This window comes from Mesorhizobium sp. WSM4844 (assembly GCF_055811775.1).
Window position 1 is genome coordinate 18,013 of record NZ_JBVVQB010000048.1, and the last position, 22,676, is coordinate 40,688.

At 62.1% G+C, this 22,676-nt stretch carries 16 protein-coding genes and 3 pseudogenes; 11 read left to right on the forward strand and 8 right to left on the reverse strand.

Going from position 1 to position 22,676, the window contains the following annotated elements; all coding sequences use genetic code 11:
- Positions 1-25 precede the first annotated feature (25 nt).
- Together soxZ and AC0L2A_RS27785 are read right to left on the reverse strand one after the other, a co-directional pair.
- On the reverse strand, positions 26-352 hold the full coding sequence (soxZ, locus tag AC0L2A_RS27780) for a thiosulfate oxidation carrier complex protein SoxZ (protein WP_473611495.1): 327 nt from the start codon (positions 350-352) through the stop codon (positions 26-28).
- Between the two features lie 15 nt (positions 353-367).
- The gene (locus tag AC0L2A_RS27785; protein ID WP_128173153.1) at positions 368-814 is read right to left on the reverse strand and encodes a thiosulfate oxidation carrier protein SoxY; all 447 of its coding nucleotides are present in this window, start codon (positions 812-814) and stop codon (positions 368-370) included.
- Positions 815-981: 167 nt separating this feature from the next.
- Here AC0L2A_RS27785 and AC0L2A_RS27790 point away from each other — a divergent pair.
- Positions 982-1,213, forward strand: a pseudogene (locus tag AC0L2A_RS27790) (sulfite exporter TauE/SafE family protein); the annotation flags it as partial.
- A 293-nt stretch (positions 1,214-1,506) separates the two neighbouring features.
- A pseudogene (locus tag AC0L2A_RS27795) lies at positions 1,507-1,674 on the forward strand (tyrosine--tRNA ligase); the annotation flags it as partial.
- A 117-nt stretch (positions 1,675-1,791) separates the two neighbouring features.
- On the opposite strand, the pseudogene AC0L2A_RS27800 reads toward AC0L2A_RS27795, so the two are convergent.
- Positions 1,792-3,351, reverse strand: a pseudogene (locus AC0L2A_RS27800) (BCCT family transporter).
- 307 nt (positions 3,352-3,658) lie between these two features.
- On the opposite strand from AC0L2A_RS27800, the gene AC0L2A_RS27805 reads away from it, so the two are divergent.
- Entirely contained in the window at positions 3,659-5,389 is a 1,731-nt protein-coding gene (locus AC0L2A_RS27805) for an adenylate/guanylate cyclase domain-containing protein (protein ID WP_091591445.1), read from the forward strand.
- Between the two features lie 57 nt (positions 5,390-5,446).
- Here AC0L2A_RS27805 and AC0L2A_RS27810 read toward each other — a convergent pair whose 3' ends face one another.
- A complete protein-coding gene (locus AC0L2A_RS27810; protein ID WP_473611497.1) occupies positions 5,447-8,830 on the reverse strand; it encodes a hypothetical protein in 3,384 nt (1,127 codons plus the stop codon).
- A gap of 95 nt (positions 8,831-8,925) precedes the next feature.
- Between AC0L2A_RS27810 and AC0L2A_RS27815 the strand changes: the two genes are divergently transcribed.
- From AC0L2A_RS27815 to AC0L2A_RS27850, 8 genes are all read left to right on the forward strand, one after another.
- Complete coding sequence (locus tag AC0L2A_RS27815) at positions 8,926-9,393, forward strand: peroxiredoxin (RefSeq protein WP_091591837.1); 468 nt, start codon at positions 8,926-8,928, stop codon at positions 9,391-9,393.
- A 173-nt stretch (positions 9,394-9,566) separates the two neighbouring features.
- Complete coding sequence (locus tag AC0L2A_RS27820; RefSeq protein WP_473611498.1) at positions 9,567-10,856, forward strand: M23 family metallopeptidase; 1,290 nt, start codon at positions 9,567-9,569, stop codon at positions 10,854-10,856.
- A 344-nt stretch (positions 10,857-11,200) separates the two neighbouring features.
- Positions 11,201-12,367 (forward strand): ROK family transcriptional regulator, encoded by a 1,167-nt coding sequence (locus tag AC0L2A_RS27825; protein WP_473611499.1) that lies wholly within the window; start codon positions 11,201-11,203, stop codon positions 12,365-12,367.
- A gap of 38 nt (positions 12,368-12,405) precedes the next feature.
- Positions 12,406-13,170, forward strand: a complete 765-nt coding sequence (locus AC0L2A_RS27830) for an ATP-binding cassette domain-containing protein (protein WP_287295945.1) — start codon at positions 12,406-12,408, stop codon at positions 13,168-13,170.
- Positions 13,171-13,210: 40 nt separating this feature from the next.
- Positions 13,211-14,251: a sugar ABC transporter substrate-binding protein gene (locus tag AC0L2A_RS27835; protein WP_473611500.1), complete on the forward strand. Its 1,041-nt coding sequence runs from the start codon at positions 13,211-13,213 to the stop codon at positions 14,249-14,251.
- Between the two features lie 138 nt (positions 14,252-14,389).
- A complete protein-coding gene (locus tag AC0L2A_RS27840; RefSeq protein ID WP_473611502.1) occupies positions 14,390-15,385 on the forward strand; it encodes an ABC transporter permease in 996 nt (331 codons plus the stop codon).
- Between the two features lie 12 nt (positions 15,386-15,397).
- Positions 15,398-16,183, forward strand: coding sequence for an SDR family oxidoreductase (locus AC0L2A_RS27845; RefSeq protein ID WP_473611503.1), 786 nt, complete (start codon positions 15,398-15,400; stop codon positions 16,181-16,183).
- A gap of 264 nt (positions 16,184-16,447) precedes the next feature.
- The gene (locus tag AC0L2A_RS27850; RefSeq protein ID WP_473611505.1) at positions 16,448-17,557 is read left to right on the forward strand and encodes a hypothetical protein; all 1,110 of its coding nucleotides are present in this window, start codon (positions 16,448-16,450) and stop codon (positions 17,555-17,557) included.
- Positions 17,558-17,589: 32 nt separating this feature from the next.
- On the opposite strand, the gene nadE is transcribed toward AC0L2A_RS27850, so the two are convergent.
- From nadE to asnB, 4 genes are read right to left on the reverse strand one after another with little or no spacing between them, the layout of a single operon-like run.
- Complete coding sequence (gene nadE, locus AC0L2A_RS27855; RefSeq protein ID WP_473611506.1) at positions 17,590-18,597, reverse strand: NAD(+) synthase; 1,008 nt, start codon at positions 18,595-18,597, stop codon at positions 17,590-17,592.
- Positions 18,594-20,135, reverse strand: coding sequence for a class I adenylate-forming enzyme family protein (locus tag AC0L2A_RS27860; protein ID WP_473611507.1), 1,542 nt, complete (start codon positions 20,133-20,135; stop codon positions 18,594-18,596). The genes nadE and AC0L2A_RS27860 overlap by 4 nt, the downstream gene beginning before the upstream one ends.
- A gap of 22 nt (positions 20,136-20,157) precedes the next feature.
- Positions 20,158-20,415 carry an acyl carrier protein gene (locus AC0L2A_RS27865; RefSeq protein WP_091591461.1) on the reverse strand — a complete coding sequence of 86 codons (258 nt, stop codon included), beginning with the start codon at positions 20,413-20,415 and terminating at the stop codon, positions 20,158-20,160.
- Between the two features lie 20 nt (positions 20,416-20,435).
- Complete coding sequence (gene asnB, locus AC0L2A_RS27870) at positions 20,436-22,373, reverse strand: asparagine synthase (glutamine-hydrolyzing) (protein ID WP_091591462.1); 1,938 nt, start codon at positions 22,371-22,373, stop codon at positions 20,436-20,438.
- Positions 22,374-22,676: the final 303 nt, after the last annotated feature.

Below are 22,676 nucleotides of genomic sequence, written 5' to 3' on the forward strand. Positions count from 1 at the left end.
CGCGCAGGTCGATTGTGTCGCCACCTCAACCGACCGTGAACTGGTGCGACAACATATAGACGGCACCGCCGTCTTCTTCCCAGCCAAAATCGAGCCGGCCGCTCTCCGTCGCGCGCAAGGAAAATTCGAAGAACGGATTGGCCGAAATCGCCTCGTGGAGATCGACACTGAACACCACGGTTTCGTTGTAGCGGCAGACAAACTTGTTGATGATCTTGCGCGGGATCACGTTGCCTTGATCATCATGGCGTAGCCCTGTTTCCATCTCATGGCTGATAATGGTCTTGACTTGAAAAATCTCTCCCTTCGCCGCGGCGCTCGGCACGATCACGCGGGGTGTCGGGGTGGTCACTGTCTCTCTCCGATCTCAGGCACAGCCATCCGTGGCGACACGGACCCATGTCGTGGTCATCAGCAAAATGCCGTCATTCATTTCAGCGACAGCGACGACGTGTTGCGGTTTGGCAAGTCGGATGCGCGTCGACACGCGGGGCAGACTGCGTTGCGGGACGAAGTGGAAACTGGCCACTTCGATGAGCGGGTTCCGCGGCGCGAACACGCGCATCTGCCTTACATGGTCGGCCTCGGTCATGGGGCTGTCGATGTAAAGACTCATGGGCACGGTGTAGCCGGTCGGGAAGTCCGTCGGCATTATCAGGTGAAGGCGATCCGACACCGTGGCCGTCCGTCCGGTGAGCTGCTCGATGAGATCCAACGCTTCATCGTTCGCACGCGCGCTCCGCGGCGAGAAGAGCGCGACCCCGGCAAACCCCACACTCCCGGCGATCAACACATCGCGGCGCGTCAAGCTCATCGTCCCGGTCTCCAAACCCTGCCACCTCTTTAGGCCACTTAAGAACGCATCGGCGGCGGCAGGCGGCGCACTCGGACACATCAGTGCGGCAGCTTCTACCAAATTTAGCACCGACAACCGCTGGGAGCAATCTCGCGGAAGCGCCCATGGCCGCCCTTTAAACCAATGCATTCTGTTTTACCGGCCGTTGGGAGCACGCCGGCGGATTCTGCGGCTACCCAACTTCGGTCGCCGGCCTGATCGCTGGAGGCGTTATTGCGGCACCGCTGTCGGGATAGATGGTCAAGGCATTGCGGGAAAGGACGCTCTTGGGTTGTCGGATCTCTGATCACACTCTTGGCCGGCTATCAGATGCTCGAATTAACTGGAGCGCTCGAACCGCGCCAGCGCAATGTCTGATTTACAAGCCTGCGCGACATTCATGATAAGGCTGAAAAAGGACGGGTTAGGGTGGGAAGCGGTCGTTGGTCTCGTCCCAACGAGCAAGTGGCGCCCCTGAGCTGACCCATCCGGGCCGGACCCCCGGGCAGTCTCGCGTGCCGCCCGAGATAACTCGCGAGGCTAAGCCCAGATCAATCACCTTGCCATTCTTGATGTCGAAGACAATGCAACAGAGCACATCCCCGTTTGCCGTTGCGCTCCCCGGTATTGCGATGGACGCCGACCACGCGTCCGTCCTCGCTCGCCATCACGGGCTTGCCGCGTCCAACGGCGAGGCGCGGCGACACATCCAGGGCGGCGCGGTGCGGCTGAACGACCAGTCCGTGTCCGACGATCGCCGGTTGGTGACGCTTGAGGATCTGGGTCCGGAACAGGTTGTCGCTCGGCAAGAAAAACACGTTCTGGTGCGGCCGGTCTGACCGGCCAGCTCGGACGCGCCATGTGTGGACGTTCCTGGACAGCGCGCGTATCGAACTCGCATCTTGCTACCAAAAGTTGCGCGGAACAAGCCCGCGCAACTTTGTTGCTTTCGGAGTTCACACCGGCTGCGTCGGGACCGCGGGAGCAGCCTCCAATTCGTTAAACCGCCCATGGACTTCGATATCATCGAGAAGTCCCATCCACAGCGACACACATAACCCAACCATCACGAGGAGGAACGGCGCGGCCGCGACAATGGATGCGGTCTGGAGCCCAGCCAAGCCACCCATCACCAGCAAGACACAAGCAGAGGCTCCGGCCAAAATGCCCCACAGAACCACGATCCCGGACCTTGGGTGAAGAGTTCCGCGCGAAGAGAGCATTCCCATGACGACGGAAGCCGCGTCAGCTCCTGAAACGAAGAATATTGCAACCAGGAACATCGCAAGTGTCGATGTCAGCGTGGTGGCCGGATATTGGGCAAGAAGCGCGAACAGCGATACTGGAGCGCCTTTGTCGTTGACGGCTTCGACAAGACCGCCCAATCCCATCAGTTCCGAGTGAAGCGCAGTTCCGCCCATGACGGTGAACCAAAAGAAGGTAACAGCGCTGGGGATGAGCAGCACGCCAACGATAAACTCACGTATCGTGCGGCCCCGAGAGATCCGAGCTATGAAAACGCCGACAAAGGGAGCCCAGGATATCCACCAGGCCCAATAGAAGATGGTCCAGCTGCCAAGCCACTTTCCGTCGCTGAATGCTGCCGTGCGGAACGACATCGAGACCAGGTCGCTGAGGTAATAGCCAAGCGATTCGATCAGCGTGTCGAATATGAACACGGTCGGTCCAATGATCGCCAGAAAGAGCAGGAGCAGCAGAGCAATGACCATGTTCAGGTTGCTCAGGAATTGCACGCCCTTGCCGACCCCGGAAACCGCCGACAGGATGAATAGAACGGTCAATGCCGCGATAATCGTCAGTGCAATTGTTGCGGACTCGCCGGTATTCCAGAGGAAGTTCATTCCGCTGTTGATCTGCTGAGCGCCAAGTCCCAACGAAGTGGCCGTTCCAAACAGTGTCGCGATGATCGCGAGGACGTCGATCGCCCGGCCGATCGGGCCGTGGATGCGGTTACCGAGGAGAGGCTGGAAGGCACTCGACATCAAAGTCGGCAGGTTGCGCCTGTAGCTGAAGTACGCAAGCGCCAATCCGACAACCGCGTAGATCGCCCACGGGTGCAGCGCCCAATGGAAATAGGCGTATTGCATTGCCACGACCGCGGCCTCCCGTGACTGCGGCTACGCCATTCCGTGCGGTGGCGCGCCAAAATGGAAGACCGGTTCGGCCACGCCCCAAAACATCAGGCCGATGCCCATCCCGACGCTGAACATCATGCAGACCCATGACACGGTCGAAAATTCAGGCTTCTCGTCATCTCGCCCGAGCTTGATCTTGCCGAACCTGCCAACCGCCAGGAAAACAGCGAACATCAGGAAGAACGCCGTCGAAACGACAAACATCCAGCCGAATGTCTTGATGATCGTATTCAAAGTCGCTGTCGCCACTGTGGCGAGACTGTCAGGAGCGAGGCCGCCCCAAAGCACAAAGCCGCCAGCTATGATGACAGCTGGCCAAAATACGCCGGAGTCTACACTCCGGGTGCCTGTTACGGACATCCGCTCACTCCCATTTTTTGCGTGGAACATCGTGCGCGGCCGGCTTTCAAGCATTTTCTGGCTGGAACGACAGAGCGGTTCGCGTGGTAAAACTGATTGAATGACGCTGCGTTAGCTGGCTCAATCGCGACTTCGTTGCGACCCAGTTCCGACACATTCGAAAAGTTGTCAAAGGTGGTGCCGATGCGCGGGTCGCGCAGCACGCCAATTAGCCCGATTCAGATAGCCGGCGCCCTTGATCAGCCACATGCCCAAATTGCTGGATTTGGCAGCCCAGGAAGGATAGGCTTGGTTTTTGGTTCAGGCGATGGAACAGAGACTAGCCGCAATTCTGGCTGCCGATATGGCGGGCTACAGTCGGCTAATGGAGGCCGACGAATCCGGCACGCTCGCACGCCTTCGGACCCATCGCATAGAACTGGTCGATCCCGCCATCGCGAAGAACAAGGGCCGGATCATCAAGACCACCGGAGACGGCATGCTCGTTGAGTTCCAGAGCGTGACCGATGCCGTGAAATGCGCCGTGGAAATCCAACAGCGCATGAAACGGCGCAATTCGGATGTGCCGCAAGAACGGCGTATCGAATTCAGGATCGGCATAAATCTCGGCGACATCATTTTCGACGATGACGACATTTTCGGCGACGGCGTCAATATTGCCTCGCGCATCGAGCAACTCGCCGACGTCGGCGGTATCTGCGTGACCGCAGCGGTGGCGACCCAAATTGCCGACCGTCTCGAAATTGCCATGGAGGATTTGGGCGAGAAGACGTTAAAGAACATCAGCCGCCCGGTTCGCCTCTATCGCATTGGGCTTGACAGTCCTGTCCTGCCAGAAGTCGAGGCAAAGCGATCCATCTCGAAACCCTCGATAGTGGTGCTGCCATTCACCAACATGAGCGGCGACCCCGAGCAGGAATTTTTCGCGGACGGACTGACCGAGGACATCATCACCGAACTGTCCCGCCACCATGAGCTGTTCGTCATCTCGCGCAATTCCAGCTTCGTCTACAAGAACCGCGCCGTGAATGTGCGCGAGGTGGCCGAGAAACTAGACGTCCAATACCTGGTGGAGGGAAGCGTTCGCAAGATCGGCGACAGGGTGCGCGTGACGGTTCAGCTCATCGACACGGCGAATGACGCTCATATCTGGGCAGACAAATATGACCGGAAGCTGGACGACATCTTCGCGATTCAGGATGAGGTGACCGCGGCGATCGCAGCCACGCTGCCCGGTCGTGTCGAGGCGGCTCAGCGGGACCAGCTCGCGCGGGCGAAACCCGCAAACATGGCCGCGTATGAATGTGTGCTTGCCGCCAAGGTGCTGCATCACAAAAGCACGATTGCGGATAATGAACGCGCGCAAACCTTGATAGGCAGGGCCGTCGCGCTTGACCCCGATTATGCCCATGCCCATGCCTGGCGGGCCTGCATTCTTGGTCAGGCCTGGGTCTATAACTGGTGCAAAGACCGGGATGCCGTCTGGAACGACATCATGGCAGCGCTGGACAGGGCGCTGGCGCTGGACGACAACGATGCCGATGTCCACCGCATCCTCGCCGCAGTGAACGTGAACAACAATGAGCTGACCACAGCGCGCTACCATCAAGAGCGGGCGCTGGCCCTCAATCCCAATTACGACCTCGTGGTGGTGCAGCAAGGCGAGTTGTTGACGTGGCTGGGGAGGCCGGAAGAGGGAATTGAATGGATCCGCAAGGCAATGCAGTTGAATCCGCACCACCCGGAGAGGTTCTGGAGCCATCTGGGCAAGGCGCGTTTCGCCGCGCGCCAGTATGGCGAGGCGATCGAAGCTTTCATGCATCTGTCAACCATGGACTCGGTTCAGCATGCTTTCGCCGCTGCCTGCTACGGCTGGCTCGGCGACGAAATCGCCGCCGCGGCGCATCTACGCAAGGTCAAAACGCTCGATCCCCAATTCGACCTCGATTCATTTATCGCCACCCTGCACTATGCCCAAGAGTCTGATGTGCAGCACGTCCGCGAGGGACTGCTGAAAGCCGGTATTGCCCACCTGTAGCCAGCCCGTAACTACGAACCAGATCCAATCGGGGCTCGAAGTGATTGAGCTTTCACCTTACCGATACTCGAAGATCGACCTGAAAATTCCGGGCGCGATCACCGACAGCGGATTGACGTCCAGTTTGGGCTTGTTGGCATTGCCCCTGAGCCGGTAAGTCACGCCGATGAGGCCGCGATCGCGGCCATTGCCGAGCAGCGCCCCGAACAGCGGCAGTTCGCCAAAGATGCGGTTGATGCCGTAGACCGGCATGAAGGTGCCGGTCATGTCCATGTTGTTGTTCTTGTCATAGAGCGTGCCCTGGAAGGTGGTGCCGATGCGCGGGCCGCGCAGCACGCCATTGGCCAACTTCAGATAGCCGGCGCCCTTTTCGATCTCGGAAAAGCCGCGCTCGAACTTCACTCTCGACGTGTCGATATTGGCTTTGACGGCTTCGTTGAGGCTGCGGCTGTCACCGGCCGGCGTCGTCGATACGAGCGAGGCGAGTTTCGGCTCGTTGACCACGAAGAAATCATGCGAGTCGACCTGGCCCTTCATCGGCCCATCGCTTGCCCCGGCGAGCGCCAGGGTGATCGAGCCGCCCTCCATATGCTCGTAGATGTTGAGGAACCGCAGGATGGCGCCGGCGTCGGCCGACCGCACGTTGAGGGCGCGCTTGCCGGCGCCGGTCGTATTGCTGATGCTGATGGCAGCACCCGAACTTGCCGTGGCGCTCACCTTGAGCCCATTCACCCTCGAGCCGGCGGCGCTGTAGCCGAGCTTCAGGTTCGACAGCGTCTCGTTGTGGAAGCCGGTCAGCGAATTGACGTCGGCGCTGACCGAAATCGCGTCGGAACCCGTGGCCTTGGTGGCGGTGTCGACATCGGACGTGAATTGCTTGATCAGCGAGCGCGCGTCCAGCGCGCTGCCGCTGATGTCGATCGCGTAGCCCTTGCCCGATCGTTTCACCGAAACGGCAACGTTGTCTCCCCGGTTCAGCTTGACGTTGCTGAACCGCGCCGAGGACAGGGCGCCTTTGACCAGCACCACGCCGCCATCGATCGAAAAGGTCTTTCCATTCAGGTCGAAGTCGGACAGCGTCGTGGTGTCGCCGGATTTGGCCATGGCAAATGTGACATTGGCTGGAATGCCGGGGCCCTTGCTCCAGCCTGCCCAGGGAATGTCCAGCCTGGCATTGGTCAGGTCCGCCGAGACAGTCTGGTTGCCCGTGTTGCCCGTGCCGCTCTTGTCGATCTCAACCTTGACGGTTCCGGAAAGCAGCTCCGACAGGCCAGGCATGGCGGCGGCACGTATCTTGTCGTCGAGCGTCAGCGCCACTTTTCGGCTGCGTGGCGGTCCGCCATCCCTGAGCGGTTCGATCAGGTCGAGTTCGGCTGGAATGCCATTGAGCAGCGCCTTGGCTGATATCACCGCCTTCTCGGGTTCGACCGTGATCGAACCGTCCGCGTCCGTCACCGTCTGGTCTTCGAACGGCTTGCCCAGCGACAGGTCCTTGTAATCGAGCGTCACCAGCCAATCGAGTTTCGAGCTGTCGACGCCGCGCTGCAGCGGAATGTCCGCCTTGACGTGGCCGGTCACCGTGCCGGACAGGTCTTCCGGCAGCAGCCCAACACGGCGCATGCCGTTGATCGGCTCGTAGGAAGCGAGCTCGGCGATCGCGGACGCCTCCCCGGCAACATCGATATCGAGCGCGCCGATCACCGGCGGGCGGTTCGCCGCCTTGACCGTCATCGTGCCGTTGCTTGCCGCGACCGTGCGGCCGCTGGCCATATAGACGTTGCCCGAGGACAAGGCGATGTCGACGTCATTGCCGTGGAATTCGACGACGCCGACGGCATCGCGTATCGGCGGGATGTGACCGGCTGTATCGAAGCGCGATCCTTCGACCTGGAAACGGCCGAATACCTCATCAGATGAAAGCGGGATGCCGTTGCCAAGGCGCCCGGGCACGACCTGGAACTGCAGGCTGGCGTCGACGACGCGGCCGCCGAACAGGTTTTTCAGCACCCACAGGCGAGCGTTTCGCGCCGCAAACCAGGGCCACAACTGCTTGACATGCGAGACAGGCATGTCGTGGACGTTGAAGGCTACAGATATGCCCGGCACCTTTCCCTCGGGGAATTCGACCGAAGCCGTGCCCAGCGCCTCGCTGGCGGACCCCGACCTGATCCCGATCTGCTCGGCCACCAGCTTGCGGCTGCGGGTCTGGTAGACGCCGGCCACCCGGGCGATGAAATCGAGCGCAGGTTCGGAGGATTCCGAAGGCGCCAGCGTCGAGCCGTCGCTGGTCAGGTCGTAGCGATAGGACGGCTCCTCGCCCGCTGTTCCAGTCGCCGGCTTCGGCCCGATCGAACCGGCGAACGCGAATGTCGAGCGACCGGTCCTCACTTGCAGCCGGTCCACCTGGACCTTGTTGGCGCCGGCGACAAGCGTCGCAGCGAGATCGACGTCTGCTGGAAGCGAGCCACGCGTGCCAAGATCGAGCACGGCACCGGCGAACGACAACGAGGCCGTCAGCCGCGACGCGTTGTCGCCGGATCCTTCCGATCCCGCCAGCTTCAGGGCAATCGCGCCAAGCGTCCCGCCCGGCGCTGCCGCAGCCTGGTCAAGCTGCGCTATCTCGACGCTGGCATCCAACGCCGTCACGCGCCGCGTCGTCGCATCACGGCTGGCTGAGGCGGCGATTGTGAGTGCCCTGCCGTCGACAGAAGCGTCGGATGAAAACTCCATGCCGCCCGGCCCCGACTGCGCAACGGTAGCATCCGCGATCCTGACCAGTTTGACCAACCCGGCCTCGGGCGGAACGAGGTCGACATTGCGCAGCTCGATCCGGCGCATCTGCTCCTCGCGCACCGCATCGAGCGCGTGACCGATGCTGGCAAAGACCGTGCCGGCCAGCCTTTCCGGATCGATGAGGCCGTCGTCATTGCGCAGTGCCGCCGTCCAGTCGCCACCCGACGGCAGCGCCGCCATCACGATGCGCGCGTCGGAAATCCTGGCGCTGGTAAGCCGCACCTCGCCCGAAAGCAGCGGCATCAGCCTTACGCCGAAGCGGACACGCCCGGCATCGGCCATCGGCTTGCCGTCGGCCGTCTTGAGGCTGACGTCGCTGACCTGCAGCGCAATGAAGCTCGATCCGTCGAGCGTGAGACGGGCCGGCCCGACCGCAACGTCGACGTCGACGCCGGCCAATTTCTCGATGGCCGTTTCCGCTTCGGCCCGCAGCCGCTCGGTGCCGAAGCCGGACATGCCGATCGCATAGACAGCGGCGGTGGCCAGCAGCACAAGCGCCAAAAGGCCGGCAAACAGCCGCGCAAGAATACCAACGCCGCGGCCCTGGCCGAGCGGCGGTATGCGGCACGCGGACGGGAAGGCCCCCAGGTCGGTGATTTCATCACGCCTGAATCTGATCTTCTCGTGCTGCGGCTGCTCCTGATCCACACAATTTTCCGTTGAACGAACTCGACCGTGGACGACTCCCGGTGCGACAATATATCGATGAGGCTTCGCGCGTAACCACAAACAAGGGCATCGATATGGCTGATCTCGACGTCGGCGACGTTGCGCCGCAGTTCGACCTTCCCCGCGACGGCGGCGGATCGCTCAGCCTCGCGTCATTGCGGGGAAAGCCGGTCGTGCTCTACTTCTATCCGCAGGACGACACCACCGGCTGCACCAACGAGGCGATCGGCTTTTCGCAGTTGAAGCCGGAATTCGAAAAGCTCGGCGCTGTCGTGATCGGCCTGTCGCCGGACAGCGTCCGAAAACACGACAAATTCAAGTCGAAATACGATCTGACCGTCGACCTCGTCGCCGACGAGGAGCGCAAGGTGATCGAAGCCTATCATCTGTGGGTCGAGAAGCAGCTCTATGGCCGCCGCTATATGGGCGTCGAGCGCGCAACATTCCTGATCGGCAGCGACGGACGGATCGCCCGGATCTGGCGAAACGTTCGCGTCAAAGGCCATGCCGAGGCGGTGCTGGAGGCCGTGCGCGCGCTTTGACGTCGATTTCTGGGACATCAATGTCGGCTGTGGCCTGAACCCGTCTGAAGCACGGGGCCGAAGCAATCCGGCTTGCAACCCATGGGCTGCAAGCTGGGCGCCAGCAACCGACCGTTAACCTTAATGATGTGTAATCGGGCTTGTCGTCGGTGTCGTAACGAAAGCTTGGTCCTGTGAACGTAGCCAGTCAGTCAACGGTCTTTGGCAGGCGCAATGAGCCCCACACGGTCATTATCGCCCGGGGCAACGAGATCAGGCATTTCACCATACGGCCATGGCTTGCCGCATTTTGCGGCTCGGCGCTGGCGGCGATGGCGATAGGCTATCTGCTGGCGACCTCCTATCTCGTGCTGCGCGACGACCTGATCGGCGCGACCACGGCACGGCAGGCGCGCATGCAGCAGGCCTATGAGGACCGCATCTCCGCACTGCGCGCCCAGGTCGACCGGATCACCAGCCGTCAGCTGCTCGACCAGCAGCTCATGGAAACCAAAGTTGGCGAGTTGCTGGAACGACAGACCCAGCTCAGCCTGCGCCACGGCCGCATCGGCCCGCTCCTCGAACGCGCCGAGAGCGACGTCGGAACGCCGCCCGCCGCAGGCACGGCTGTGTCCGCAAAGTCGGATAAACGCGCCGAGGTGACCGACGCCCCGCTACAGGCCTATGCGGTTGCCAGCCTCGGCGCCAACCTTGGCGCTGGCGACACCAGGCCGTTCTCGCTGTGGTCGACCCGCTCCGATCCGCTGCCGAGCGACACGGCGGCCGATCGTGCCGACAGGCTGTTCGTGTCGATCAACGCCGCGCTCAAGGCCATAGAGAGCCAGCAGCTCACCCGCATCGCCACGCTTGCCGACAACGCCTACAAAAACGCCGATGCGATTTCTCAGGCGCTCGAGGCGGCTGGCCTGCCGGTCGACGGCGATTTCGGCAAGAGCGATGCCGGCGGTCCGCTGATACCACTCGACAGTTCGATGACGTTCGACAGCAAGGTAAGGGAACTCGACGAGGCGCTGGACGCGCTCGACCGGCTGAAGACGGAGGCGCGACGGCTGCCGCTCGCCAACCCCGCGCCCGGTCGCTCGGTCACCAGCCCGTTCGGCGTGCGCACCGATCCGCTGCTCGGCACCGCCGCGCTGCATTCGGGGATGGACTTCAGGGCGCCGACCGGGATGCCTGCCAAGGTCACGGCGCCCGGCGTTGTCGTCAAGGCCGGCTGGAACGGCGGCTACGGCCGCATGGTCGAGATCGACCATGGCAATGGCTTTGCGACGCGCTATGGGCATCTCAGCAAAATCGACGTGACCGTCGGCAAGCGGCTCAACGCCGGCGACGTCATCGGCAAGACCGGCAGCAGCGGCCGCTCGACCGGCCCGCATCTGCATTACGAAATCCGCCACCATGGCGAGGCCATCGACCCGCTGCGCTTCCTGAGGGTCGGCAAGAAGGTCGCGCGGTATCTTTAGTGGCTGCAGCCATCGCCCAGGCTGCAAAAGAGTGCCGTCGGAAAAACTGCCGATCTCCCCCCTTGCGGGGGAGATGTCCGGCAGGACAGAGGGGGGTGCTGTCCCGCCGACCTGTCAACCAATAGCAGCCGCGTTCTTGAATTGGCTTGGCGGTTAGGCCGACTAACTCGAAAGTTGGCGATCCTTCCCACCCCCCTCTGGCCTGCCGGCCATCTCCCCCGCAAGGGGGGAGATCCGCAGCTTCGCCGTTCCGCCCCGCACTTCACACCAGTCATTTCTTTTTGAATTCCATTTGACTGAATAAATATTTGGTGCGAACCTCTTGTCTCCCAGGGATGCAAGACATGGCACTGCGGGGGACCAATCAGGAGTTTGGGCGGCCTTACAACAGGCGCATCGTCCTCGAATCCATCCGTCTTCACGGTCCGATCGCCCGCGGCGACATTGCCAAGCGGGTCGGGCTCACCGTTCAAACGGTCTCGACCATCGTTCGCGAGTTGGAAGAACACGGCTACGTCCTGTCGATGCGCGAAGAGCCGCGGGGGCGCGGGCTGCCTCCGGCGACCCTGCGGATCAACCCGGAGGGCGGCTATGCCGTCGGCATCCACGTCACTCCGCTGGGTATCAATGCGGCGCTGATCAATTTGAGCGGAGACGTGATCGAGAGCGCCACCCGCGAGGCCCCCAACGCGACGCCCGACCATGCCTTCGATCTGATCGGCGCGATGGTGCTTGAATTGACCGGACTGCGGCCGGGCGGTCGCGTTCTCGGCATCGGCATGGCGCTGCCCGGCCCTTTCGGCGTTGAGTCGATGAGCTTTATCGGCCCGACGACGATGACCGGCTGGAAGGACGTGGCGCTTCGGGAACGGCTGGAGGCCTCGACCGGGCTGCCCGCGTTTTTTGAGACCGATATGGCGGCCGCGGCAATGGGCGAGCGCCTGTACGGCCTCGGGACGGGATATTCCGAATACTACTATCTCTATTTCGGTGTCGGTCTTGGCGGCGTCATGGTTCATGACGGAAGCGCGTTGCGCGGGGCCTGGGGAAACGCCGGCGAGATCGGACACATCCCTGTCGTGCCGGGTGGCGAGCCGTGCCCCTGCGGCAATCGCGGCTGCCTCGAACGATACCTCTCGCTCGAGGCGCTGCGGCGCCGGAACATCAGCGACGCCGATTGGGTTGATGAAGTCGGGCCGATCTTCTGCAACGCCATCACCATCGTCGAGAACCTGTTCGATCCCGAAACCATCATCCTCGGCGGACTGGCGTCCACCGATCTGCTTGAACGGCTGGCCGGTTCGGTTGCCAGGCTTCCCAACTCGATCTCGGCGCGAAACGACCGCACGGTGCCGCGTGTCACCGTCGCACGCGGCGGCCAGCATGCTGTGCTGCGCGGGGCCGCCGCACTTGCCATCTCAGGCGTGCTTTCGCCGCGCTTCGGCCAGATATTCACCGCCGAGCGCGAACGTGGGCGAGATATACTGCAAGGCAAGGGGATCGCGGCATGAGCGGAGCTCAGCCGGGCATGAGCGGAGCTCAGCCGGGCATGAGCGAACCCCTGCTGGTGCTCGACAACGTCACCAAGAATTTTGGCGCGATCGAAGCGCTCAAGGGCATCAGCTTCTCGATCGGCAAGGGCGAGGTGGTGGCGCTTCTGGGCGACAATGGCGCCGGCAAATCGACGCTGGTCAAGATCATCGCCGGCGGCCTGGAGCCGACCTCCGGCCGCATGCTGTTCGAGGGCAAGGAATTCCTCGCCAAATCTCCCGCCGAGGCCAAGGCGGCTGGGATCGAGACCGTCTACCAGGACCTGTCGCTTTGCACCAATGTCGACGTGGTGGCCAATTTCTTCATGGGCCGCGAGATCACCAGGAAATTTCTTGGCGTTCCGGTGCTTGACGAACCCGCCATGGAGCAGGTGGTCGAAAAGGCTTTGGCCAGCGCCGGCACCCGCATCCCTTCGCTCAGAACCAATGTCGAGCATCTCTCGGGCGGCCAGCGGCAGGCCATCGAGCTCAACCGGTTCGTGCATTTTGGCGGCAAGCTCGTGCTTCTCGACGAGCCGTTCGCAGCACTCGGCGTCGAGCAGACGCGGCGTGGCCTCGACATGATCCGCCAGGTGGCGAGGCAAGGCATCGGCGTCGTCATCATCACCCATATCATGCAGCAGGCCTTCCAGGTCGCCGACCGGATCGTGGTGATCCGGCAAGGCGTCGTGGCCGGCGATGTCGCGCGCAACAAGACAAGTCCCGACGCGGTGATCGACATGATCACCGGAGAGACGCTCGCCGGTGCCGGACCGGCAGGCTGAGGGACAAAATGAGGGGTCCGGCGCAAGAGGAGCGAACGACATGAAGAAAATACTTCTTTCCGTCTTCGGTATCCTGGCACTGGCCTTTGCCACGCTCACGCCGGCATTCGCCCAGTCCAAGGGCACCGTCTACTATCTGGTGCCGACATTGCTCGACGAATTCCAGACCGGCTCGGTGAGCGCTCTGGAGATGTTCCTGAAGCAGGTCGGCTACGAGATGAAGACGCTGAACGCCGACAACAAGACCGACGCTCAGCAATCGCAGATGAACGACGTCATTGCGCTCAAGCCGTCGGCGATCATTCTTGCCGCCGTCGATTTCAATGCGTTGAAGCCGTCGATCGAGGCCGCCCGCGCCGCCGGCATCCCGGTTGTCGAATTCGATCGCCAGATCACCTCGACACCATCCGACTTCACGTCGGTGGCGGGAACGGTCGAGATCGGCCAGATTGCCGCCGATCAGGCCGAAAAACTCCTGAAGGCGAAGCACGGATCGGTGAAAGGCAAGGTCCTCCAGGTGCTTGGCGATCCTGGCGACCCCTACACGCTCGACATCCAGAAGGGTTTCGAGGAGAAGATGAAGGCGTTCCCGGACGTCAAGATCATCTCGGTTCCGGCCATGCAATGGGCGGCGGATGCAGCCGGAACCATCGTCAACGACCAGATGCTCGCCAACCCGGATATCGACCTGATCTTCAGTCACGCCGCCCATCTCTCGGTCGCTGCCGTCGCCTCGCTCGAGGCCGCCGGCAAGAAACCGGGCGACGTCATGCTGATGAGCTCGAACGGCGCGCCGGTCGGCCTCGACCTGATCCGCAAGGGCTGGCTCAACGTCGAAGTCGAGCAGCCGCTCTACGCTCAGGCCGCCGCCGTCGCCATGTTCATGGACAAGGTCGTCAACAAGCAGGAGATCAAGCCGGGCGAGTACGACGTGCTCGGCCTGAAATCGGCCGTGACCATCGAAGCCTGGGGACCGAACATCAAGATCCCCGGCGCTGCGATCACCAAGGAAAACGTCGACAACCCGGCCTTCTGGGGCAACATGAAGCCGCCCTCGGGCACCGTGAAGCCGGTCGAGTAGCAAAGTCACCCAGGGCTCCGGGCCGCGCTGGCCCGGAGCTCAGCCGGCGCGTTCGAACGGACGCGCAAGTCAAGCTGCAGCAATTTTCAATCCGCGCATGATGCTTTCCGAGGATCGATGCGCCAGCCGGATCAGCATATGAATCCCCGCACGCGCCGCGCCCTCGAGTTCGTCCTCGACAACCTCGTCTGGTTCATGCTGGTCTTCGTGCTGGTGGTCTTCTCCATCTCCATTCCGAACTATTTCCAGCTCGGCATCTTCGCCAACATCATCGAGGCGTCGAGCGTGCTTGGCGTCATGTCGATCGGCCTGGCGCTGGTCATCATCACCGGTCACATGGACCTGTCGGTCGAATCCGTGGCGGCGCTCAGTGCCATGGCGGTCGGCATCCTGTTCTGCTCGGCAGGTATCGGCCTTGGCGTTCAATTGCACCCGGAATGGCTGATGGTTCCGGTTTCGCTGCTGATCGCCCTTGCTGTCGGCAGCATCATCGGCGCCATCAACGGCTACCTGGTCGTCAAGGTGAAGATGAGCGCCTTCATCATCACGCTGGCGTCCTACATCTGGGTGCGCGGCCTCGTACTGGTCATTTCCGGCGGCCGCTCGGCACAGGACCTTGCGCCGGCAATCCGCTGGTTCGGCATTCAGCGCCTGCTTGGCCTGCCGCTCACCGCCTGGATCGCGATTGCGTGTTTCGTGGTCTTCTCGCTGATCATGGCCAAGACCCCCTTCGGCAGGCACCTGGTCATGATCGGCGGCAACGAGACCGCAACCTTCCGCGCCGGCATCCGCGTCAACCGCAACCTCGTCATCGCCTTCGTTCTCGCCGGCGCCATCGCCGGCCTTGCCGGCTGGGTGCTGGCAATCCGCACCTCCGGCGCCACCGCCAATCTCGGCGTCGGCCTGCTGTTCAACGCCTTCGCCGCCGTCGTCATCGGCGGCGTCAGCCTGAAGGGCGGCGTCGGCACCCTGCCCGGCGTCTATGCCGGCGTGCTGTTGCTGTCGGCCATCAACACCGCAATCAACCTCATGGGCCTCCCGGCCAACTTCACCCAGGTGATCCACGGCCTGCTGGTGCTTGCCGCCGTGCTGCTCGACGCGTTCAAGCAAACCATCCGACAAAGACTGGCATGAGAGGGGGCTGGCATGACCGGGCGTCCAGGGATCGGAAGACTTTCGGACAAGGTCGCGCTGATCGTCGGCGGCGCCCGCGGCATCGGCAAGGGCATCGCACAGCGCTTTGCCGAAGAAGGCGCCAAGCTGGTGCTGGCCGATACCGAGGTCGAGGCCGGGCAAGCGGCCGCGGACGAAGTCGGCGCTGCCTTCATCCGCACCGACATCTCGCAGATGGCCGATGCCGAGGCCGCTGTTGCGCTGGCGCTCGACCATCACGGCCGTCTCGACATCATGGTCCAGAATGCCGGCATCTATCCCTGGCAATTGCTGGAAAACACCAGCCCGGAGGACTGGGACCGTGTCATGGCGGTCAATTTGCGCGGCAGCTTCAATGCCGCCCGTGCGGCGCTCGTTCCGATGAAGGCGCAGCACTTCGGCCGCATGCTGTTCACCTCCTCGATCACCGGCCCGCACGTCACCAGCCCCGGTCACGGCCACTATTCGGCGACCAAGGCCGGCATCAACGGCCTGATCCGTTCGGCCGCTCTCGAATTCTCGGGCTACGGCATCACCGTCAACGGCGTCGAGCCCGGCAACATCCTCACCGAAGCCATCCAGCTGCATCGCGGCGCCGCCTATATCAAGAACATGGAGGACTCCATCCCGCTCGGCCGCCTCGGCAGCCCGCGCGACGTGGCCAATGCCTTCCTGTTCCTGGCCTCGGACGACGCCAGCTACATCACCGGCACCACCATCATCGTCGATGGCGGGCAGCTGCTGCCCGAAGGCAAGGATTTCCGCCTGCTTCCGCCATGATCCGCGCCCGATAAACTCGATTCGCCGTCCAATACTTCAACATCGGTTTACCCGAAGCTGGTAACAGCAACGACGCTCGTTTTCATGATCAAGCAAAGGGTCTGCCTTGCCGCCGCGTTACAGCTCTCCTTTCGACCACCACCGGAGCGAGTGCAATTGTAGATTGCATAGCTGCGGGCAGTTGCCGTTCGCGGCGATGGCCAATGGGGAGCCGGGCCTTGCCATGGTCTGGAAACGCGGGGCCTCCGGTGCCGGGAGCCGGGCTTGAGCGTCATTCGCGCCCTGGAAAGTGCCGATGTTCCGGCAGTCGCAGGCATGTTTCAACGCGTGCTGCGCAAGGAGCGGACCGAAGCGCCGGCCGCGCTCATCGACTATATGAGACGGTTTTATCTGGACGCGCCCGGTTGCGGAGGCGATCTCCGCTCGCTTGTCCATGTCAACGACGCCGGCGACGTCTCCGGGTTCGTCGGCGTTCACGTGTTGCCGATGCAATTCAACGGCCGGCAATTACGCGCCGCCATCTGCAGCTCGCTGATGGTCGAGGATCATGAGCGCGACCCGATGGCCGGCGCCCGCTTGTTGAAGGCTTATCTGGATGGCCCGCAGGATATCTCGTTCAGCGAGACCGCCAATGATATTTCCGCAAAATTGTGGACCCGGCTGCGCGGCGTTGTCCTGCCGCAATACAGTCTCGACTGGGTGCGCGTGATGCGGCCGTCGAGCTTTGTGCTCAGCCTTTCCGCCAGTCGCATGAAATCTGTCCGAATGCTCAATCCGTTTGCGCATGCAATCGACCGGTTTTATTGCAGGCGAATGAAGTCCAGCGAACGACGCTGGTCCGGTGTGGCGGCGGACGGGGCAGGTCATGGGGCTTTTCGGACATCCCAAATCGACAGCGACGCATTTGCCAGGCTCGTCGAACCGTTGACCGCCCAGTTCGCCCTGCGCCCGAGTTGGGCGGAAGGCCAGCTTGATCATATGCTGACCGATGCGGCACAAAGGCAGGATCTAGGCGAGCTTGTCTACGTTTCCGTGGCATCGCCGGTCGGCACCAATGTCGGCGCATTCGCCTATCACGCGCGGGCGGGTGAAATCGGCCGCGTGCTGCAGATCCTCGCCCTCCCCGGCCAGGCGGGTTCGGTGATCGACTGCCTGATCGATGATGCCGCCGTACGCGGCGTCAGCGGCCTGCGCGGACGCATTCAACCCACACTTCTGGAAGCGATGCTAGGGCGACGCATAGCGTTCCTGACCGTTGCCTCGACCGTGGTGCACTCACGCGATCCAGAGCTTCTGGATGCCATGAAGAACTCGCAAGCTTTCCTGAACGGGCTTGCGGGCGAGCAGTGGAGCCGGCTGGGTCACTTCACCTGAAGCGCTTCGCGTGACCTGGATCGAGAGCCAGCTCAGGCACTGACTTCCTCGACCTCATCAACGAGTTGCGGGCGCAGGTGCAGGTAGCGCGTCGCCTTGCGTTTGGCGGCGATGTCGGCCCAGACGCGTTCCACCTGCGAGGCGTCCAGTCCTGCCGCCTGCCCCACCACTTCGGCCGCCACGCCGTTGTTGAGGCCGCAAAGGCAAAGATCCATGCGGTCATAGGGAAGCGAGAAGTAGAACTCCTCCTGCGTCTGCGCCAGCGAGTAGGTATCGGTGGTCGGCGGCCGATTGCGGATTTCCTCGGGCACGCCGAGATAGGCCGCGAGCGCATAGACCTGCGTTTTATAGAGGTGCGCGATCGGCTTGACGTCCGCCGCGCCGTCACCGTTCTTGACGAAGAAGCCCTGATCGTATTCCAGCCGGTTGGGCGTTCCGAGAACGGCGAAGTTCAGGCGGTCGGCATGAAAATATTCGATCTGCTTGCGGGTGCGCTGCTTCATGTTGGTGGCGGCGACGATGCCGAGATAGACCGGCAGCGGCATTCTCAGTTTGGTCTGCTTGCCCCCGGGGTCCTGCACCACCAGCGACGAGATATTGTAGCCCTCATGCTCGAGGGCGTTCGCAATCACGATCTTCGAGGCCCAGCCTTCGCCGTAGTCCGGGACCAATTCGCGGATGAAGGCGTCGCGACGCTGATAGCAGCCCATGGCGCGCAAGGTCGGCCCGATATCCTCCACAATGGCCTCGACACCGAAAGTGCCGGCGACAAGCCGGCCGAGCCGCAGACTTTCCGGATCGGAATCGTTTTCCGGCATGAAGAGGCACAGTACATTCTGAGGCCCGACGGCTCGCGCCGCCAACGCCACCGAAACGCTGGAATCGATCCCGCCGGAAAGACCGAGCACGAGGCCGCGCTTGCGAATGCCGCGCAACTGCTGGCGCAAGGCGCTCACGATCCTGTCGGTTTCGGCGCCGGGGTCGATCGCCAAGGCCTGCGCCAGAATGGTCGGCGCGTCATCGCCGGGGCGAACGCTCATTGCCCGGCCTCCATCATCTCCGACGCAAGCCGGCGGCTGACCTTGCCCGTATCCGTCTTCGGCAATTCCAGGCGGAACTCTATGATTTTGGGCACCATGAAATCCTCGAGATGACGGGCGCAGTGGCGCATGACATCCTTTTCGCTGAGCTTCGGGTCCGAGCGTATGACGAGCGCGCCGATCGCATGCCCGAGCAGCGGATCCGGCACACCGACGACAACGGCCTCGGCGATGCCCGGATGGCCGTGAAGCACGGCTTCCACTTCCTTCGGCGCCACCTTCTCTCCCCGCGTCTTTATGATGTCGTCCTTGCGGCCGACGAAATAGAGAAAGCCGTCCTCATCGGTCCTGAACAGGTCGCCGGTGTAGAGAACCTCCTCCCAACGGTTCGGGCCCGGTCGCAGCGCTCGTTCGGTCGCAGCTTCGTTGCGCCAATACCCCTGCATGACGTGCGGTCCGCGAATGACCAACTCACCCGCCACACCTGGTGGCACGCGTTGCCCGTTGTCGTCGACGACAAACACTTCGGTGTTCGGAATGGCTATGCCGACCGACCCCGGCCGGCGATCGAGTTCCTCGGGCGGCAGGTAGGTGCAGCGCTTGCATTCGGTCTGGCCATACATCGAATACAGCCTGACACCGGGGAAAAGGCAGCGCAGGCGTTCGATATGGGCCGGCGGCAAGGCCGCCGCCGTATTGGAAATATAGCGAACGCTGGGCAGGAAGCCCGGCTCCAGGTCACGCATCTGCAGGATCATCGCTGCCATCGTCGGCACCAGCGGAAGACCGGTGACGCCCTCCTCGCGGATACGCTCAAAGATCGCCTGAGGAAAGGCGAAGGATTTTTCGAGCACGAGCGTGGCGCCGAGCCTGACGGCCATCAGCAACTGATAAAGGCCATAGTCGAAGGCGAGCGGAAGCACATTCAAAATGATGTCGTCGGACGTGTTGCGCAGATAGGTGGTGATGGAGTCCGAGGCCGCGTCGCAATTGCGGTGCGTCATCATCACGCCCTTGGGCCGGCCGGTCGAGCCCGACGTGTAGATCAACATCGCCAGATCGACGTCGATGCCGCGGTGGTCGATCTCTCCGGCTTCAAGCGTCAGGCAGTCGGCCAGGGATGTGGCCCCCACCGGGCATTGACCATCGGCACCGACGGTCGAAGCCACGAAGATGCCGGTGTTGCCGCCGCAGGCTTCAGTGACGACGGGCATCAGTTTTGCCTGGGTGAGGATCGCAGCAGCGTCGCAATCGGCAAGGATGTAGGCAAGCTTGTCGGGCTTGGTCGATGGGTTGACCGGGATGAAGGTCGCCCCTGCCTTGAGCACGGCGAAAATCGAAACCGCGATCTCCCAGCAATTGTCCATGAAAACGACGACCCGGTCGTTGCGCCTGACGCCGTTCGCGAAAAGCGCAGCGGCAAGGCGGCTCGAGAGATCGTAAAATTCTTCGTAGCTCAGCCTTTTATGCCCGGTGATCAATGCCGTCTTGGCAGGTTGGGCAGCGGCATTCGCGGCCAGAAAATGTTCGATCCGCACGTACGCTCCTCGCCGATCGCGCCTAGACTGCCGGCGCTTTCGCCTTGATGAAGGACGAAATACGGTCAATCGAATCCAGATTGGCCGGCACGATGTCGGAATCGACCATCGCAATACCGAAGGTATCCTCGATGAACGCCACGAGTTCGACCACGGCGGTCGAGTCGATGATGTCGTTCTCGATCAGCGAGGCTGTATCTGCAAGTTCGTAAGACGTGTCGCCGAACAAGAAATTGTCGACGATAAAGGCTCTGACCTTGTCCTTGATTGTTATCATCATTTTTCCCTTCCCTGGATTCCTCAGGCCGCTCGTGCCGCACTGGCTTCTTGGCCGGTGAAATTCTTCTGCCACAGCTGCGTCGACAGGATGCCGACGAAGGCAGCGTTGTCGCGGAATCCCGACGCTGGCTGCGTGCGGCATTTCTCATGAAGGCTGGCCACCGCCTTGGCGTTGAACAGTCCGCCGGCAGCGATGTTCGCTTCACTTAAGCAATCACGCACATAGTCCAGTTCCCCGGCTCCAACGAAGGAGCGGGCTTCCGGCGCCCGGTAGGGCTGCTTGGCACGCTCCCCGATCGCGCCGGGAAGCAGATGCCCCGCGGCTTTGCGCAATATGTGCTTTTCGACCAGTCCCTTCAGCTTCATTTCAGGCGGAAGTCTTGCGGCAAATTCCACCAGGCGATGGTCGAGATAGGGAAACCGTCCTTCGATCCCATGCGCCATGGCCATCCGATCGCCTTGGCTGGACAGGATATAGCCCGGCAGCAGGAAGCGGCTTTCGAGATATTGCGCCTGATGCAGCGGGTGCCATAGCGAAAAAGCCTGGGGCAACCGGCTGACCAGTTCCTCGGCCGCATCATAGCCCTTCAACGTCGCGCGCAGGTCGCCGGAAAAGAAAATCTTCGCCGCCGCCGTGGTCTTGAAGCGCGGCCGATGCGAGAACAGCGGATCGTCGAGCGCAGCGTTGCCGGCGCCGAAGAACGCCGCCAAATACTCTACGGACTGCTGCTGCAGACCCGGCAGATAGGGATAAAGCCTGCGGAACAGCTGTGGCCTGATGCGCGATGCCGGCTGCCGCCCGCAGAACCGACGCACACGCGCTTCCCTAAAAATATCGTAGCCGGCAAAAACCTCGTCGGCGCCCTCGCCGGTCAGCACCACTTTCAGGCCAGCCTGGCGAACCAGGCCGGACAACTGATAGAGCGGGGCCGGTGCGGTGCGGATGATCGGCCGCTCGGCAAAGCGGATGACTTCGGGGAAGACGCCGGCGATATCGCCGGCCTGGCAGGCAATGGTTCGGTGCCGGGAGCCAATTGCTGACGCCATCTCGATCTGGAAAGCGCTTTCGTCGTGCTCGGCGCTGTCGAACGTCACCGAAAATGTCTGCAGCTGGAGAGGGGTCATGCCGGCGGCAAGCGTCGAGACCAGGGATGAATCGAGCCCGCCCGAAAGATAAGAGCCGACCGGCACGTCGGCGCGCATGCGAAGCCTCACCGCATCGCTCAACAGCGCCTGCAGTTCCTCGGCCGCATCGTCCTCGTTGGTGAGCTTCGAGGGCGCGTCCCGATGCGGATAGTCGAGGTGCCAATAGCGCTTGATCGTGACTTGCTCCGGTGTCGCGATCATCACGCTTGCCGGCTCCAGCTCGTGGATATTGCGGAAAGCCGTGCGGGGAGCGATCGGCGCCCACAGCGTAAAGATCTGGTCGAGTGCGATCGGATCGATTTCGGCCGAGACGCCGGGAACCTTCAGGAGCGCCTTGATCTCCGACGCGAAGTACAGCACGCCGTCCCTGTTCGTGTAGAACAGCGGCCGGACACCCATCCGGTCTCGGGCAAGCACCATGCGCCGACGCCTGTTATCCCAAATCGCCAAGGCGAAATCGCCGTTCAGAAGCGACAGGCAGTCTTCGCCCATCTCGTCATACAGCTGCAGGATGACCTCGGTGTCGCTCGACGTGCGGAAGCGCCGGCCCTTGGCGATCAGCCCTTCGCGCAATTCCAGGTAGTTGAAAATCTCGCCGTTGAACGCAATCGTCAAATTGCCTGACTCGTCAGACATCGGCTGCTGGCCATCACCGATGCCGATCACCGACAGCCGCGCATGGCCGAGCCCAGCGTCGGCTGTCATAAATTTCCCTTGCTCATCCGGCCCGCGATGGACGATCGCAGCGATCATGCGCGCAAGCAAAGCTTCCGCATCCCGGATCGAACCGAAATAGCCCCCGAATCCGCACATTGCTACGACTCATACATCGGTGAGGTACGGAACATAACCGTGATAGCGGACTCAAGCGTTAACTGGATAATGTCGGCTGACACATGGTTAACAACAATTAAAAGACAAGGTACTTTTTTGTTCTATTATCTCTTCCCGGATAAAAGTATATTTCAACGCTAAACGCAATTTTTGTTCGAGCAACGGCGGCGCGATAGCGTTGCCCCGCCTGACCGACTCGCGCAGCGACTCCAGTCCTCATCGGAGGTAGCTGATAGCACAGTAAAGGCCGATGACTGGAGAACAGGTGTGAGGCAGCCCAAT